Raw genomic sequence first — 15,287 nt, forward strand, 5'->3', positions numbered from 1 at the left:
TGTGGGCGCTGGAGAGGTTCTCAACGTGGCCGGCAGATCTTGATCCGACTCAGGATTTCGCCTCGCGGATCATGTTCCGCGCGATGATTACCTGCTGAATCTGGGTAGTACCCTCGTACAGACGGAACAGGCGCACATCGCGGTAGAAGCGCTCGATGGCGTACTCGCTGACATAGCCGGCACCGCCATGAATCTGTACGCAGCGATCTGCGACGCGGCCGCACATTTCAGTGGCGAACATCTTGGCGCAGGAAGCTTCGGTGCTGACGTTGCGCCCCTCATCACGTTGGCGTGCGGCATCCAGCACCATGCAGCGGGCTGCGTATATCTCCGCCTTGCTGTCGGAGAGCATGGCCTGGATGAGTTGAAATTCGGCGATGGGTTTACCGAACTGCTTACGCTCGATGGCGTACTGCAGGGCGTCGGCCAACATACGCTCGGCGGCACCTACCGATAGCGCGGCAATGTGCAGACGCCCCTTGTCCAGCACCTTCATCGCGGTCTTGAAGCCGACCCCTTCCACGCCGCCGATCAGCGCGCTGACCGGGACCCGGACGTTGTCGAAGATCACGTCGCTGGTGTGGGCGCCTTTCTGACCCATTTTGTGGTCGCACTTACCCAGGCTGATGCCGGGCGTGGCGCGTTCCACGACGAAGGCGCTGATGCCGCCCGCGCCCTTGATCTCGGGATTGGTTCGCGCCATCACCGTGAAGATTCCGGCGTGCGGGGCGTTGGTGATGAAGCGCTTGGTGCCGTTGATCACGAAGTGATCGCCATCGCGTACGGCGGTGGTTTTCAGCGAGGCGGCATCGGAGCCCGAATCCGGCTCGGTCAGGCAGAACGAGCTGATCAGCTCACCGCTGGCCAGTTTCGGCAGGTAGTGGGATTTCTGCTCGGCGGTGCCATCGATGACCAGAGCGCTGGAACCGATGCCGTTGTTGGTGCCGATGTAGGAGCGAAAGGCCGGCGAGGTGCGACCCAGTTCGAAGGCGATGCTCACCTCCTCTTCCATGGTCACGCCCAAGCCATCGAACTCTTCCGGAATGGTCAGTCCGAACAGCCCCATTTCCTGCATTTGAACGATGATGTCAGCCGGAATATTGTCGGTTTCAGCTACTTCATTTTCGCGTGGGATCAACGCCTCGTTAACAAACTGGCGGATCGAATCCAGCAAAAGTTGCAGGGTTTCTGGGTCACGAATCATATGCGTTCCTCAAGGGCCGAAACCGGCCCGCTGACAAAATAGCTGTAGTTGCTGATGTTGAAGCAATGAACATAGCGCCCGACCTTATTGCGTTGACGTTTCAGATCGATTGCTGCAGTTCCGGTACCGCCTCGAACAAGTCCGCGACCAGGCCGTAATCAGCCACCTGGAAGATCGGTGCTTCTTCGTCCTTGTTGATCGCAACGATCACCTTGGAGTCTTTCATGCCGGCCAGGTGCTGGATCGCGCCGGAGATACCGACCGCGATGTACAGCTGTGGCGCAACGATTTTGCCGGTCTGACCGACTTGCATGTCGTTCGGTACGAAACCTGCGTCGACCGCGGCGCGAGAAGCGCCGACTGCCGCGCCCAGCTTGTCGGCCAGGGCGTACAGGTGCTTGAAGTTGTCGCCGTTCTGCATGCCGCGACCGCCGGAAACGACGATCCTGGCAGCGGTCAGTTCCGGACGATCAGATTTTGCAAGCTCTTCGCCGACGAAGCTGGAGGTATCCGCGTCGTGGACAGCAGCGACCACTTCAACAGCCGCCGAACCGCCAACAGCGGCAACCGGGTCGAAACCGGTGGCACGCACGGTGATCACTTTGATGGCAGCCGAAGACTGCACGGTAGCGATGGCGTTACCGGCATAGATCGGACGCTTGAAGGTGTCAGCGCTTTCGACCGAGATGATCTCGGAGATCTGGTCGACGTCCAGCTGCGCGGCGACGCGTGGCAGGATGTTTTTGCCGTTGGAGGTGGCAGCAGCCAGGATGTGGCTGTAGCCCCCCGCCTCTTGAGCAAGAGCAGCGATCAGAGGCGCAACGTTTTCCGGCAGTTGGTGCGCGTAGGCGGCGTTGTCGGCCACCAGCACTTTAGTCACGCCAGCGATTTTCGCCGCGGCTTCAGCCACGGCGCCAGCGCCCTGACCTGCAACCAGCACGTGGATGTCGCCACCGATGTTCGCGGCAGCAGCCACGGTGTTCAGCGTGGCCGGAGCCAGCACTTTGTTGTCTTGCTGGTCGGTTGAATAGTCAGCAATAACCAGGATCGTCATTTAGATTACCTTCGCTTCGTTTTTCAGTTTCTCGACCAGTTCAGCCACCGACTTGACCTTGATACCCGCGCTGCGGGCAGCCGGCGCTTCGACTTTCAGGGTCTTGGTGGTGGAGGCGGTGGAAACGCCCAAAGCGTGCGCAGTCAGCACTTCGAGAGGCTTCTTCTTGGCTTTCATGATGTTTGGCAGGGACGCATAACGCGGCTCGTTCAAACGCAGGTCGGTGGTGACGATGGCTGGCAGTTTCAAGGAAACTGTCTGGCCGCCGCCGTCGACTTCGCGAGTCACGGCAACGCTGTCGCCGCTGACTTCGACTTTCGAGGCGAACGTGCCCTGACCGTAGCCGGTCAGTGCAGCCAGCATCTGGCCAGTCTGGTTGTTGTCGCTGTCGATGGCTTGTTTGCCAAGGATCACCAGTTGTGGCTGTTCCTTGTCGACTACAGCCTTGAGCAACTTGGCCACGGCCAGGGAGTTCAATTCATCAGCGGATTCGACGAGGATGGCCCGATCGGCACCCAGCGCCAGGGCGGTACGCAGCTGCTCTTGAGCAGTGGACGGACCAATGGAGACGACGACGATTTCAGTCGCAACACCTTTCTCTTTCAGGCGTACGGCTTCTTCCACGGCGATTTCGCAGAACGGGTTCATCGACATCTTGACGTTAGCGAGGTCGACGCCGGAGTTGTCCGCTTTGACGCGAACCTTGACGTTGTAATCGACCACGCGCTTGATGGCTACGAGGACTTTCATGGCTGGCTCCATTCAGAAAGATTGACCCGACAGCACCTGATCGTGCTCGGGGTGACGCACATTCAGCGGTCGCCAAGCTGCTCGATCACGCCTTGGGCCTTCAATTCGGCCAGGCGTGCATCATCGAGCCCCAATTGGCGCTTGAGCACCTCATCCGTATGCTCCCCCAGCATCGGCGCGGGGCGCAGGTACTCCACCGGTGTGCCGGACAGCTTGATGGGGCTGCCAACCGTGACGAAGTCTGGCTTCAGCGGGTGAGGAATGGTCACCAGCATGTCGCGCGCCTTCACCTGCGGTTCGTCCAGTGCCTGGGCGATGCTGTTTATCGCGCCCACGGGCACGCCCTGCGGGTGGATCCGTTGCACCCACTCATCGGCACAGCCACCGAGGAAATGTTGCGACAGAATCCTGACGATCTCCTCGCGGTTGGTCACCCGATCCGCGTTGCGGGCAAAACGCGGGTCTTTGGGCAACTCAGGAAGATCAATGGCCTCGCACAGGGCGATGAACTGGCTGTCATTTCCGCAAGCGATGATGAAATCGCGATCATTGGCACGGAACACCTGATACGGAACGATGTTCGCGTGAGCGTTGCCATAACGCCCCGGCGGCTTCCCGGAGGCCAGATAGTTCTGGCTTTGGTTGCACAGGGTGGCAACCTGCACATCCAGCAAGGCCATGTCGACGTGCTGGCCCAGGCCGGTTTTTTCGCGACTGAGCAATGCAGCCTGAATGGCGACGGTGGAGTACAGACCGGTCATCAAATCGGAGAACGCCACTCCCACTTTCTGCGGACCGCCCCCAGGTAGGTCATCGCGCTCACCAGTGATACTCATCAGCCCGCCGATCCCCTGGATGATGAAGTCATAGCCCGGCTCGGCAGCCCGCGGACCGGTCTGGCCGAAGCCCGTCACCGAGCAGTAGACCAGGCGTGGGTTGATCCTGGACAAGCTTGCATAGTCCAGCCCGTATTTGGCCAGTGAGCCGGCCTTATAATTTTCGATCAGCACGTCACAGCTGGCGGCCAAAGCGCGCACCATTTCCTGACCCGCGGGTGTGGCCAGGTTAAGCGCCACCGATAGCTTGCCGCGGTTGGTGGACTGGTAATAAGAGGCTTCCTGGGTCGGCTCGTCGTTCTCATCGTTCATCCACGGCGGTCCCCAGCCACGGGTATCATCGCCCACGCCAGGCCGTTCGATCTTGATCACTTCGGCCCCGAGGTCAGCCAACGTCTGGCCACACCAGGGACCGGCCAGCACACGGCTCAGGTCGAGCACGCGGTATCCAGTCAAAGCACCCATTTCATTTCACCTTTGTTTGCCGCGTTCATACGCGCTCGATAACCATCGCCAGCCCTTGGCCGACACCAATGCACAGACTGACCACTGCGTAGCGCTTGCCGCTCACTTGCAGCGCGCGGGCGGTACTTAGCGCCAGACGCGCGCCCGAAGCCCCCAAAGGATGGCCGACCGCAATGGCGCCGCCATTGGGATTGACACGCGGGTCATCGAAGGCCAGACCGAGGCCCTTGAGGCAGCCAAGGACTTGGCTGGCGAAAGCTTCGTTGATCTCGATAATATCCATATCCGCCAGACTCAGCCCGGCGCGAGCCAACGCTTTATTGATCGCTTCGACCGGGCCGACGCCCATGATGCGAGGGGCTACGCCCACCGCGGCGGCAGATAGAATGCGGACCATCGGCACCAGGCCATGACGTTCGCCTGCAGCCATTGAGCCAACCAGCAACGCGGCAGCCCCATCATTGATGCCCGAGGCGTTGCCAGCAGTGACCACACCGCCCTCGGACAGAGGTTTCAACCGCGCCAAGGCCGCCAGATCAGATTGCGGGCGGGGGTGTTCGTCCTCCGATATTACGTTGGGCGGTGTCTTGCGACCGGTGGGTACGCTTACCGCGAGCAATTCGCCCGCGAAGAAACCGGACTGTCGCGCTGCTTCGTAACGGGCCTGGGAACCTGCGGCGAAAAGGTCCGCTTGCGCGCGGTCGATGCCATATACGTAGGCTACGTTGTCACCGGTCTGCGGCATGCTTTCGTTGCCAAACTCGGCGACGATTTTCGGGTTCGGGAAGCGTGCGCCGATGGTGCTGTCAAATACCGTGAATTCGCGGCTGTAGGCCGCCTCGGCCTTGGCCATGACAAATGGCGCGCGGGACATGCTTTCCACGCCGCCAGCGACGAACAGATCCCCTTCCCGGCAGGTGACCGCACGTGCAGCGTCGATCACCGCCGCCAAGCCACTGGCGCACAGGCGGTTGACCGTCTGCCCCGGTACCGTCACCGGCAGTCCGGCGAGCAGCGCGGCATGGCGCGCGATGTTACGGCTGTCCTCTCCCGCTTGGTTGGTGTTGCCGAGGATCACGTCCTCGATAGCATCACCCGGGATGGCATGGCGGGCGAGCAGTTCGCGGATGACGTGAGCAATGAGATCGTCCGGACGTACCGGCGCAAGTGCGCCGCCGTGACGACCGAAGGGGGTACGCAGACCTGCGAAGATATAGGCGTCGAGCATGGAAAATTCCTGAATGTCAGAGGTCAGTTGAGCGTCGGTTCAATGTGACGCAGCGATAGGCCGAGGGCTGCTCGACGGCGCAACCAGGGGCCCGGGCGGTAACGAGGATCCCGTGTCAGCTCGGTCATCCGTTCGAGAATGGTCAGCAAGCGTTTGGCCCCGAGACTATCGCCCCAGGCCAGCGGCCCCTGCGGATAACCCAGGCCACGGCGGACGCCCTCATCCAGGTCGTCGACACTGGCAATGCGTTGTTGGACGATGTCGCCAGCCAGATTGACGATCATGGCCAGCACGCGCTGGGCGACGAAACCAACGCTGTCATTGATCACACTGACGCCGACTCCGTCGCGGGCCAGCAAAGCATGAGCGGCATCGCGCATATCGACTCGCGTCGCCGGTGTCGGCATCAGCGTGCGGTAGCGGCGACTGTCAAGCAGCGGGTCAATGCACACCGTGCGCGCCGGGTCGGTGGCAAAGCAGCCAGCGGCAGTGGTGGCATCCAGGCCGTAAGGCGCGAGCAAGCACAGCGCCTCGCTGGTCGGTGTGATGCCCTGCTCCACCCGCGCGCCCAACGTCTCCAGCAGAGCGCTCAAGGTGGCCCGATCATCCTCGTTCTCGGTACCGAGCCATACCGGCGGCAGAGTCTCGACTACCGGCACTGACTGCGCCGACGGTGGATTAATCATTTGACCGTTGGCGTACCGGTAAAACCCACGCCCGACTTTACGCCCGACATACCCGGCCTCCAGCATCTGCCGAGTCAGCGCCGACGGACGATAGCGCGGCTCCTGGTAAAACTGGTTATAGATCGACTCGATCACCGGATGAGAGACGTCCAGAGCCGTAAGGTCAAACAACTCCAGCGGCCCCATGCGAAAGCCCAGGCCCTCACGCAGGATGCGGTCAATCTCGGCTGGCTCGGCAACGCCTTCCTTGAGGATTTGCAGGGCTTCGGTGCTATAGGCTCGCCCCGCATGGTTAATGATGAAACCAGGCGTGTCCTTGGCCCGAATACCGCGGTGGCCCATGCGCGCCGCCAACGCCTGCAGGCAGTCGCCGACCTGCGGATCGCTGGCCAAGCCGTCGATCACCTCCACCACTTTCATCAGCGGCACCGGGTTGAAGAAATGGAACCCCGCGACACGTTCTGGGTGCCGACATCCTCGGGCGATGCTGGTCACGGACAGTGACGAGGTATTGGTTGCCAGAATGCAATCGTCGCCGACGACCGCTTCAAGCTGGGCGAGCAATGCCTGCTTGGCATCCAGGCGCTCAATAATGGCTTCGACCACCAAGTCGACGTCCTTGAGCTCAGTCAACGAGGTCGCTACCCGCAGACGATCGAGGGTGGCCTGGGCGTCGGTGCCGAGAACCTTGCCCTTAGTCACGAGCTTGTCCAGCGTCTGCTTCAAATTATCGCGAGCGGCCTGGGCGGCGCCTTCGCGGTTGTCAAACAGCAGTACCTGAATACCAGCCTGGGCCGCAATCTGGGCAATACCGGTGCCCATGATGCCAGCACCAACAACGGCCATATGGTTGATCTCATGTGTCATGAATCACTCCCCCAAGAAGGTGGCTTTGCGTTTTTCCAGAAAGGCACTGGCACCCTCTTTCTGGTCCCTGGAGTCGAACAGCAACTGAAACGCCTTTCGTTCTAACGCCAAGGCGCTGTCCAAGGGCAAATCGGCACCGAGCAACATCACTTCCTTGATCTGCGCTACAGCCAGTGGCGGCAAGGCGGCTATTTCAGTCGCCAGTTCAAGTGCTCGCGGCACTGTACGCTCGTCACTCACCACCTCACTGACCATGCCCATGGCAAGGGCTTCGGGGGCCGTGACCAGACAGCCCGTTAGTGCGATACGCATCGCCTGGAATTTGCCGACAGCGCGGATCAAGCGCTGAGTGCCACCGGCTCCCGGCATCAGGCCAAGCTTGACCTCCGGCTGACCGAAGCGTGCCGATTGCCCTGCAACGATGATGTCGCAGTGCATTGCCAGTTCGCAGCCGCCCCCAAGAGCAAAACCATTCACCGCAGCAATCACCGGCTTCGGACACCGACTGATGGCTTCCCACAGGTATTCGGTATGTCGAAGATACATCTCGATGGGGCTGGCTTCGGCGAACTCGCGGATGTCGGCACCGGCTACAAAGCACTGTTCACCACCGGTAAGAACGATCGCACGCACCCGGTCATTGCCGGCCAGAGCGCGAAAGATTTCTGCCAGTTGTTCGCGCATTGCACGGTTAAGCGCGTTCTTTACCTCGGGCCGCTCAATCCGTACGACAGCGACGGCATCATCGCGGATTTGCAGATCCACTACAGATTTATGCTGGGAGCCCATACCTACCTCTTATTTTTGTTTCGCTGTGCGAAACCTAATACCATAATTACAACCAATCATAGGTACGCAGACAAATCCCTGTAAACAAGAAAACTAAAAATTCTGTTAAATTCCTTTAATAACAATAAGTTAATAGATCAAAATAAATAAATTGGCTTTTCATAAACCAGCGAATACAATTTCGCTAGACGAAACTGCATTCTATTCACTTGAATTTCTCAAAAATGAGGTTCTACCATGGGTCGCGACAATGCAGATCACCAGGCCGCGGAAAAGACAAAAGGAACGGATGAAATCGGCTTGCTGAAGATGGGCATGCTCGATCCCGCCAGTGCGCTGAGCGAAGACGAAAGCAGTGGCCAATTCGTAACTGCGTTGGCACGCGGGCTGGAGCTGATGAGGTGCTTCACGCCGCGTGACAATGTTCTCGGCAATCAGGACCTGGCTCGAATGACCGGGCTGCCCAAACCGACTGTGACGCGTCTGACCAATACGCTGATGCGGCTGGGCTGCCTCAAGCGTGAAGTGCATTCAGGCAAGTACCAGCTGGACGTCGGTGTGCTCGGCTTTGGTTACGCCATGTTGTCGAATCTGGCGATTCGCACGGTGGCTCATCCCTTGATGGAGGAATTGGCAAATCACGCTCAGGCGGCCGTCGCCATGGCTGCCCGCGATCGACTGCAGATGGTGTACCTGGATGTGGTTCAGGGTCAGGGCAACATGACCATGCGCCGGCAGATCGGCAGCTACTTGCCGCTGGCACAGAGTTCGGTGGGCCGGGCGTGCCTGGCGGCGATGCCGGAAACCGAGCGGGAATTTCTGCTCGACCACATTCGCCAGCGTGAAACGGAGCAATGGCCAGCCATCCGCAAGGGCCTGGACAGAGCGTTCAGGGATTACGCCGACTACGGCTTCTGCCTGTCGGTCGGTGAGTGGCACCGCGACGTCAACTCCGTTGCAGTGCCGTTGCTGCACCCGCAGTACGGGTTGCTGACCTTCAACTGCGGTGGACCGAGCTTTCAGCTTCCCCGTGAGCAGCTCGTGGACGATATCGGGCCTCGCCTGATCAACATGGTCAATAACATTGGCGCCGCTGCTCGCTGACGCAACGGAGTAACGGCGCCCTAAAAACCCGGCTCGCTTCGTGATGGAAACGCAATGCGCGCATACCTTCAAGGTTGCGTGGCCAGGCTTCGGGGTTGATCACGTCGACACCCCGAAACTCTTCCTCGCTGGCGTTTCGCCGCTGGAGTACGGCGCGTTCCAGGGTTACTCCCGGGCCGGTCGGCAGTTCAGCGGTGCAGGTGCGCGAGTCGCCTGTCAGATGCAGGCGATCGACGAACTGCGCCACGTACAGACACAGATTCACGCGATGAGCCATTACAACAAGCACTTTCAAATCTGGCGTTAGCCTCTATGCCAGGTTTGTACCGGCCCAGCGATGATGTAACCCTCGCGCCAGGGCATCTAGGGCAATCCCCAGCACGCCGATCAGCAGCACCATCGCCATCAGGTCCGATTAGGCTAGTCGATCACGGGTGTCGAGGATGAAGTAGCCTAACCCTGCGCTGACTCCAAGCATTTCGCAGGGCACCAGCACGATCCACAGGATGCCGATGGACAGTCGCACACCGGTCAGCACGTGGCCGAGCACACCGGGCAGGATCACCTTGAGCAGGGTTTCCCAGCGAGTTGCGCTGAGGCTGCGGCTCAGCTGCATCCAGCGCGGATCGAGCTGGCGTACGCCAGCAACGGTGTTGAGCAGGATCGGCCAGATCGCAGCAAAGGTCAGCAGAAAGTAGATTGGCTGGTCACCCACACCCACACCCATCAGCATCACCACCACCGGCATCCAGGACAGCGGCGAGATCATCCGCAGGAACTGAAACGCCGGAGTGGTCGCGGCTTCCAGGTGTCGGTAGCTGCCAATCATCAGCCCCAAAGGCACGCCGATCAGCAAGGCCAGCAACAGGCCCACCAGAATGCGTTTGAGGCTGACCAGTACATGCTCATAGAGCTCGGGACGGCCCAGCAACTCCACCAGACTGACCAGCGTCGCCTCAGGGGAAAAGCGCGCCGCCAGCCCGTCGGCGCTGCCAAACAAGCGCACACCCAGCCACCACAGAAACAGCAGGCACAACAGCCCTGCCGCTCCCAACACCCAATACAGGATCGATGAGGTTTGCTTGCTCATCAGAGACTGAACTCCTCGCTGCGCTCGAAACTCTCCGGCAGCCCGAAAGCCTTCATCCCACCGACGGCGGCGATGGAGTTACGCACAAAGCGGTCGTCCACCAGATCACGGGCGGTGTGCTGCGTGTCGAGACTTGCGAGAAAGCCTTTGTCGCCTTCGATCAGGGTGTCCTTGAGGCGCCTGACCAATTCTTCGGTGTAACTGGGGAACGGGTATGCCTGGAAGTCGATGCGCTGCTCGTCCCAATGACTGTGCTGGATCGCGTCGCTGGCCAGGTATTGCTCGCGATCCGCTGCCTCCGGCGCCAGCACCCGGTTCAAAACCTGTTGGGCATGCGGCGTGTAACGGTTGTTGCCGTCCTTCGACAGCAGTTTTGCAGCCTCGGCGCGGTTGTCGCGGGTCCACATCTGGGCCTTGACGATGGCGTTGACCACCTTCTGCGACACTCGGGACGATTGTTCAGATCCTGCTCATGCATGAACACCACGCAGCAAGCGTGATTGCGCCAGATACCGCCGCTGAAGCGTTGCACCCGGCCAACCTTCAGCTCTTCGGCCAGGGCGTTGAAGGGTTCGGCAACAATGTAGCCGGCGATGCGTTTACTCGCCAGCGCAGGCGGCATGTCCGACGGTGGCAGCACCAGCAGATTAACCTCATTCGGCGCCAAAACGCTGCTGGCCGACTTGCTCACCGGCATAAGTCCGTTATCGCAAAACAGCTGCTGCACGACCACGTTATGAATCGAGTACCAGAACGGAATCGCCGCCGATTGCCCGCCCAGTTGCTTGATCTCGGTAATGCCCGAGGATACGGTCAGGCCCGAGCCGCCGACATGGTTCCAGGCCACGACTTTGGCCGGGATCTTGCTGCCATAACGAGCCCAGACCGTCATCGGCGACAGCAGGTGAATCACGTTGACCTGCCCGGAAATGAACGCTTCGACCACTTGGGCCCAACTGCGCAACAACACCGGTCGTTCAGCCTGGATGCCTTCGGCTTCGAACAGGCCGTTGTTATGGGCCACCAGCAAGGGCGTGGCATCGGTGATCGGCAAGTATCCGATCCGCACCGGGGCATTGGGCTCTGAGGCGGCGCGGGCCTGCAGGCTGTTGAGCAGGGGCAAGGCGCCGCCGGCGGTCAGCTAGGCGCTGAGTTTGAGGAAGTCACGACGTGTGTGAGTGAAGTCATCCAGGCACATGGTAAATCTCCGACGGTTCGGGCAAGGGTTGGGTAAGAGGATTGCGGCTCGCCCGCCGATCGATGTTGAAAATTTTGAGACCATGCAATTCGCTCACTGAATGGTTCATTGGCATTCTGAGATCTCCAATCTGCCTTCAGGCAGCAGTCCAATAGGCCCTCCAAACTAATCGATCGACTCCCTATAAATCGCGGCTAACGGATTGAACTCATCCTGAAACCGGCTATCTTCATACTGGACCTCATAGCATCGACAGGTTAAAAACCTGCCTTTCCAGAGCCAATTGGACGACGCAGAGATAAGCAGTGAGATCCCAATCCGTCTGCTTGGGGCGGAACGTCGAACGAAGATCGAAGACAGTCACTTTGGATTGTAGGTAAATGGAATGACCTCACCGAGTTAGAAATCCGAATAAAGCAACCACTGCCAGCAGTTTCCCAGCAGGTGGGCGATGCAGGGATGTTCCGCGGGAGGCCTATCCATCAGAAATGGAGGTCCATCCGCACATGTACGCCGACAATTTCAATCCGCAGGCTAAAACCTTCTATCGTCCGATCGATGCCGCCTTGCGATGGTGCGGCCTCGTACGTTATGAGGCAGAAATATTACAAGCAGCCTGGCACTGCCCGGAGAGGCTCGGGACCTTATTCCCTCAATGGCCCTGCCTTCACGCCAATACCGAAAAAATTTACGATGCGATGCGTAACGGCGAATTACCTTACGGCTACCTTGGTGTTTCGGTGCCAATGGGCAGTCCCTTGGAGCCTGGTCAGATAACGGTGCGCCATTCTGACTTACGTCTCTGGATGCAACGTTACTATCCCGATCAGCGGCCGGGATTTCTGTTCGAGTCCGTCAATGACACCCGTGAACAAATAAGCCCTGCGGCTTACCTTTCCCTCCAGGCAGAGCGTGATGCCCTCGTGCAAGAATGCAATACGCTGCAACGCCAGCTTCAGGACGTTACAGCTGACCTCCAAGCGCTGGGACTGGAACAGGAAAGCCTCAACGCGTTAGTGAAGTCGCAGGGGCAACTCAGCGAGCGCAGCGAACACACCTACTTGCAGATCATTGGCGCCTTGACCTACACCGTCTTGGATTCATCACCGGCCGGCAAGCCCCTGTCCGTGTTCGAAAATCAAACCGCGATCGTCGATGCCGTAACCGCGCGTTTTACAGACACTCCCGGTCTCAGCAAACGAACGTTAGACGCAAAATTCGCGGCGGCCAATCGCGCCCTCAAAAAAAACACCTAAACCATCGCATTGTACTGCAATCCCCTCAATTGCAGTGCAATGACGCCATCCCATTTCTGCTATTCAATTCAGGTCACTTCCCATCACGCGCCAGGCGGCGCCAGGAGTGACCAGCATGTCCAATTCATCCACCCCGCTCGCTGACATCGCTCAACCACCGACCGAACGCCACATCATGCGCCGCGATGAAGTGGAGCGAAAAACCGGGTTTAAACGAGCACACATCTACAACCTGATGAAGGAGGGGCGCTTCCCCCAAGCCAAGCGCATTGGCCTGCGTGCCGTGGGCTGGGACTCGTTGGAGATCGAGCGCTGGATTACCGAACGGCTGGCGCCGCAGGAGAGATGACCATGCGCGTGGTGTCGGTAATATCCACCAAAGGGGGGGTGGGCAAAACCACGGTGACCGCCAATCTCGGCGGCCTCCTGGCCGATGCCGGCCTACGCGTGCTATTGCTGGATCTGGACAGCCAGCCCACGCTGTCCAATTACTACCCGTTGGGCCATGCCGCACCAGCGGGGGCCTATGAGCTGATAGCGCTCAACCTGACTGATCCCCCCCAGATCATTTCCCGCACAAGGCTGGATAACCTCGACCTGATTCTCTCCAACGACCATCAGGGACAACTCAACACGTTGTTGTTGCATGCTCCGGATGGACGCTTGCGTCTGCGCCACCTGCTGGATGGATTTCGCGATCATTATGACCTACTGCTGATTGACACGCAGGGCGCGCGTAGCGTGCTGTTGGAAATGGCGGTCCTCGCCTCTGACCTGGCGCTCACCCCGATCAACCCGGAAATGCTCGCTGCCCGTGAACTGAGTCGCGGCACACTGAAACTCCTCGGTGACCTGGAGCCCTTCCGCCACCTCGGCATCCCCGTGCCTCCGTTGCGCCTGCTGCTGAACCAAGTGGACTTGGTCAGGCTGGATGCGCGGATGATCGTACGTGGATTACGGGAAAGCTTCCCAGCAGCCACCTCGATTGCAGTGCTGAACACCGTCATCCCCAATCGGGTGGTCTACGTGAATGCCGCCTCACTGGGCCTGCCGGTTCACCGGGTCGAAACGCAACGTCCGAGCGGTCGACGCTCGCCCTCAGCACTGGAAACCCTGCAAGCCCTGGCCATCGAGCTGTTCCCCGAATGGCAGGCCGTTATCTCGACGGTCGGCCCCAGTGCGGAGAGGCCGTTATGACCATCGCCAACCTGACGCCCCCCTACTCACTCGAAGCGGAGCAAGGTGTACTCGGCGGGCTGATGCTGGACAACAGCACGTGGGATTTGCTGGCCGATCGGCTGATGGCCGAGGACTTTTTCCGCTCCGAGCATCGGGCGATCTTCAAAGCCATCGCGGTCCTGGCGCAGCAAAACAAACCTTTCGACGTGGTGACCCTGTCCGAACAACTCACCGATCAGCCCGAATGGGGTGGTCTCGCCTACTTGGGCGAGCTGGCCAAAAACACGCCCTCAGTGGCCAATATCAAGACCTACGCCGAGATTGTTCGCGAACGGGCCCACCTGCGCCGACTGATCCAGCTCGGTTTCGCTTGCAGCCGCGAAGCCGCCGAACCGCAAGCCAACAGCCAATTGGTCCAGGAGCTGTTTGAGCAACGGCTGTTCGCGCTGGGTCAGGCGCAACAACGGCAAGAATTCGTCGATCTGAATCACTGCCTACTGGGGGTGATCGAGGAGATCGACCAGCACTTCAACAGTGGCGAGATCACCACCGGCGTCCCCAGTGGGCTGGTTGAGCTGGACCTCAAGACCGCCGGCTTTCAGTCGGCCGACCTGGTGGTGGTCGCGGCACGCCCATCGATGGGTAAAACCAGTTTGGTGCTGAACTTTGTCGAAACCGCCCTCGCGGCTCGCCTCGGCGCTTCGGTGCAGATCTACAGCCTGGAAATGCCGGCTCGGGCGCTGGTGTATCGGCTATTGGCCATTCTGGGGCATCTCTCGCTGGCCAATCTCATGAAAGGCCAACTGAGCGACAACGATTGGCCACACCTGACGGCTGCCGCAGCCAAACTGCAGGGCTATGGGGAGCGCTTGATCATCGACGACAGCCCGGCCTTGACCTGCATGGCGTTGCGCTCCCGTGCCCGGCGCGCGGCTCGCCGCTTTGGTCCGCCGGCCCTGGTGATGGTCGATTACCTGCAATTGATGCGGTCACCGGGGCGCGAGACTCGCAATCTGGAGATCGCCGAGATATCCGCAGGTCTCAAGGCGCTGGCCAAGGAGCTGAATTGCCCGGTCATCGCCCTCTCCCAGCTCAACCGATCATTGGAGCAGCGCAGCAACAAGCGCCCGGTACTGGCTGACCTGCGCGAATCGGGTGCCATCGAGCAGGATGCCGACCTGATCATCTTCGTCTACCGCGATGAGGTGTACCACCCCGAGAGCGCCGATCGCGGCACCGCCGAACTGATCATCGGCAAGCACCGTAATGGTCCGACCGGTTTCCTGCGAGTCCTGTTCATGGCCGAGCAAACCCGCTTTACCTCCCTGCATGCCAACAGCGTTTGGCAAGGAGCCTCCTGATGCGTCAAGCCCTTTCACAAACCTGCCTACCGACTCAGCATCCGGCGCTGAATGTTGTGAACGAAGAATACTGCACCGTGGTGTTTCGCCTGCGAGGCGGGCGCCCGACCATGAGTGAGTTTCTGCTCGAACTGTCCCAGCACGTTGAACGCTCAGGGACGGTCGAAATAGTCCGATTCCAAGTCGGTGATTCCTTGGGCCACCCACACTCATGAGGCTA

General features: G+C 59.8%; 13 protein-coding genes and 3 pseudogenes. 7 read left to right on the top strand and 9 right to left on the bottom strand.

The window, feature by feature from the left end; genetic code table 11:
- Positions 1 to 49 precede the first annotated feature (49 nt).
- The 7 genes from ACWHXD_RS19245 to ACWHXD_RS19275 all read right to left on the bottom strand — a co-directional run bounded on the left by ACWHXD_RS19245 (position 50) and on the right by ACWHXD_RS19275 (position 7,879).
- Complete coding sequence (locus ACWHXD_RS19245) at positions 50 to 1,204, bottom strand: acyl-CoA dehydrogenase family protein (protein WP_019821099.1); 1,155 nt, start codon at positions 1,202 to 1,204, stop codon at positions 50 to 52.
- A 100-nt stretch (positions 1,205 to 1,304) separates the two neighbouring features.
- A complete protein-coding gene (locus tag ACWHXD_RS19250; protein WP_312830523.1) occupies positions 1,305 to 2,258 on the bottom strand; it encodes an electron transfer flavoprotein subunit alpha/FixB family protein in 954 nt (317 codons plus the stop codon).
- Positions 2,259 to 3,008 (bottom strand): electron transfer flavoprotein subunit beta/FixA family protein, encoded by a 750-nt coding sequence (locus ACWHXD_RS19255; RefSeq protein ID WP_019821093.1) that lies wholly within the window; start codon positions 3,006 to 3,008, stop codon positions 2,259 to 2,261.
- Positions 3,009 to 3,070: 62 nt separating this feature from the next.
- Positions 3,071 to 4,309, bottom strand: coding sequence for a CaiB/BaiF CoA transferase family protein (locus ACWHXD_RS19260; protein ID WP_019821091.1), 1,239 nt, complete (start codon positions 4,307 to 4,309; stop codon positions 3,071 to 3,073).
- Positions 4,310 to 4,334: 25 nt separating this feature from the next.
- Positions 4,335 to 5,537: a 3-oxoadipyl-CoA thiolase gene (locus ACWHXD_RS19265; RefSeq protein WP_019821088.1), complete on the bottom strand. Its 1,203-nt coding sequence runs from the start codon at positions 5,535 to 5,537 to the stop codon at positions 4,335 to 4,337.
- 23 nt (positions 5,538 to 5,560) lie between these two features.
- On the bottom strand, positions 5,561 to 7,090 hold the full coding sequence (locus ACWHXD_RS19270) for a 3-hydroxyacyl-CoA dehydrogenase (protein WP_019821087.1): 1,530 nt from the start codon (positions 7,088 to 7,090) through the stop codon (positions 5,561 to 5,563).
- A 3-nt stretch (positions 7,091 to 7,093) separates the two neighbouring features.
- On the bottom strand, positions 7,094 to 7,879 hold the full coding sequence (locus ACWHXD_RS19275) for an enoyl-CoA hydratase (protein ID WP_019821086.1): 786 nt from the start codon (positions 7,877 to 7,879) through the stop codon (positions 7,094 to 7,096).
- A 237-nt stretch (positions 7,880 to 8,116) separates the two neighbouring features.
- Here ACWHXD_RS19275 and ACWHXD_RS19280 point away from each other — a divergent pair, with 237 nt between their 5' ends.
- The gene (locus ACWHXD_RS19280; protein WP_019821085.1) at positions 8,117 to 8,983 is read left to right on the top strand and encodes an IclR family transcriptional regulator; all 867 of its coding nucleotides are present in this window, start codon (positions 8,117 to 8,119) and stop codon (positions 8,981 to 8,983) included.
- A gap of 100 nt (positions 8,984 to 9,083) precedes the next feature.
- Positions 9,084 to 9,275: pseudogene (locus ACWHXD_RS19285) on the top strand (phenol 2-monooxygenase); the annotation flags it as partial.
- A gap of 18 nt (positions 9,276 to 9,293) precedes the next feature.
- Here the strand turns inward: ACWHXD_RS19285 and ACWHXD_RS19290 are convergent.
- A pseudogene (locus ACWHXD_RS19290) lies at positions 9,294 to 10,073 on the bottom strand (ABC transporter permease).
- Positions 10,073 to 11,214, bottom strand: a pseudogene (locus ACWHXD_RS19295) (ABC transporter substrate-binding protein). The pseudogenes ACWHXD_RS19290 and ACWHXD_RS19295 overlap by 1 nt, the downstream one beginning before the upstream one ends.
- A 563-nt stretch (positions 11,215 to 11,777) precedes the next feature.
- On the opposite strand from ACWHXD_RS19295, the gene ACWHXD_RS19300 reads away from it, so the two are divergent.
- From ACWHXD_RS19300 to ACWHXD_RS19320, 5 genes are all read left to right on the top strand, one after another.
- Entirely contained in the window at positions 11,778 to 12,527 is a 750-nt protein-coding gene (locus ACWHXD_RS19300; RefSeq protein WP_312830522.1) for a hypothetical protein, read from the top strand.
- A 115-nt stretch (positions 12,528 to 12,642) separates the two neighbouring features.
- On the top strand, positions 12,643 to 12,876 hold the full coding sequence (locus ACWHXD_RS19305; RefSeq protein ID WP_312830521.1) for an AlpA family transcriptional regulator: 234 nt from the start codon (positions 12,643 to 12,645) through the stop codon (positions 12,874 to 12,876).
- A gap of 2 nt (positions 12,877 to 12,878) precedes the next feature.
- A complete protein-coding gene (locus tag ACWHXD_RS19310) occupies positions 12,879 to 13,724 on the top strand; it encodes a ParA family protein (protein ID WP_312830520.1) in 846 nt (281 codons plus the stop codon).
- Entirely contained in the window at positions 13,721 to 15,067 is a 1,347-nt protein-coding gene (gene dnaB, locus ACWHXD_RS19315) for a replicative DNA helicase (RefSeq protein ID WP_312830519.1), read from the top strand. The genes ACWHXD_RS19310 and dnaB overlap by 4 nt, the downstream gene beginning before the upstream one ends.
- Entirely contained in the window at positions 15,067 to 15,282 is a 216-nt protein-coding gene (locus tag ACWHXD_RS19320) for a hypothetical protein (protein ID WP_499084451.1), read from the top strand. The genes dnaB and ACWHXD_RS19320 overlap by 1 nt, the downstream gene beginning before the upstream one ends.
- Positions 15,283 to 15,287 lie beyond the last annotated feature (5 nt).

It is taken from the genome of Pseudomonas fjordensis, from assembly GCF_976987115.1.

Coding starts and splice junctions, on each gene's coding strand:
- ACWHXD_RS19300 (WP_312830522.1), top strand. CDS start 11,778: ATGTACGCCGACAATTTCAATCCGCAGGCTAAAACCTTCTATCGTCCG.
- ACWHXD_RS19265 (WP_019821088.1), bottom strand. CDS start 5,537: ATGCTCGACGCCTATATCTTCGCAGGTCTGCGTACCCCCTTCGGTCGT.
- dnaB (WP_312830519.1), top strand. CDS start 13,721: ATGACCATCGCCAACCTGACGCCCCCCTACTCACTCGAAGCGGAGCAA.
- ACWHXD_RS19320 (WP_499084451.1), top strand. CDS start 15,067: ATGCGTCAAGCCCTTTCACAAACCTGCCTACCGACTCAGCATCCGGCG.
- ACWHXD_RS19310 (WP_312830520.1), top strand. CDS start 12,879: ATGCGCGTGGTGTCGGTAATATCCACCAAAGGGGGGGTGGGCAAAACC.
- ACWHXD_RS19305 (WP_312830521.1), top strand. CDS start 12,643: ATGTCCAATTCATCCACCCCGCTCGCTGACATCGCTCAACCACCGACC.
- ACWHXD_RS19260 (WP_019821091.1), bottom strand. CDS start 4,309: ATGGGTGCTTTGACTGGATACCGCGTGCTCGACCTGAGCCGTGTGCTG.
- ACWHXD_RS19250 (WP_312830523.1), bottom strand. CDS start 2,258: ATGACGATCCTGGTTATTGCTGACTATTCAACCGACCAGCAAGACAAC.
- ACWHXD_RS19245 (WP_019821099.1), bottom strand. CDS start 1,204: ATGATTCGTGACCCAGAAACCCTGCAACTTTTGCTGGATTCGATCCGC.
- ACWHXD_RS19280 (WP_019821085.1), top strand. CDS start 8,117: ATGGGTCGCGACAATGCAGATCACCAGGCCGCGGAAAAGACAAAAGGA.
- ACWHXD_RS19275 (WP_019821086.1), bottom strand. CDS start 7,879: ATGGGCTCCCAGCATAAATCTGTAGTGGATCTGCAAATCCGCGATGAT.
- ACWHXD_RS19255 (WP_019821093.1), bottom strand. CDS start 3,008: ATGAAAGTCCTCGTAGCCATCAAGCGCGTGGTCGATTACAACGTCAAG.
- ACWHXD_RS19270 (WP_019821087.1), bottom strand. CDS start 7,090: ATGACACATGAGATCAACCATATGGCCGTTGTTGGTGCTGGCATCATG.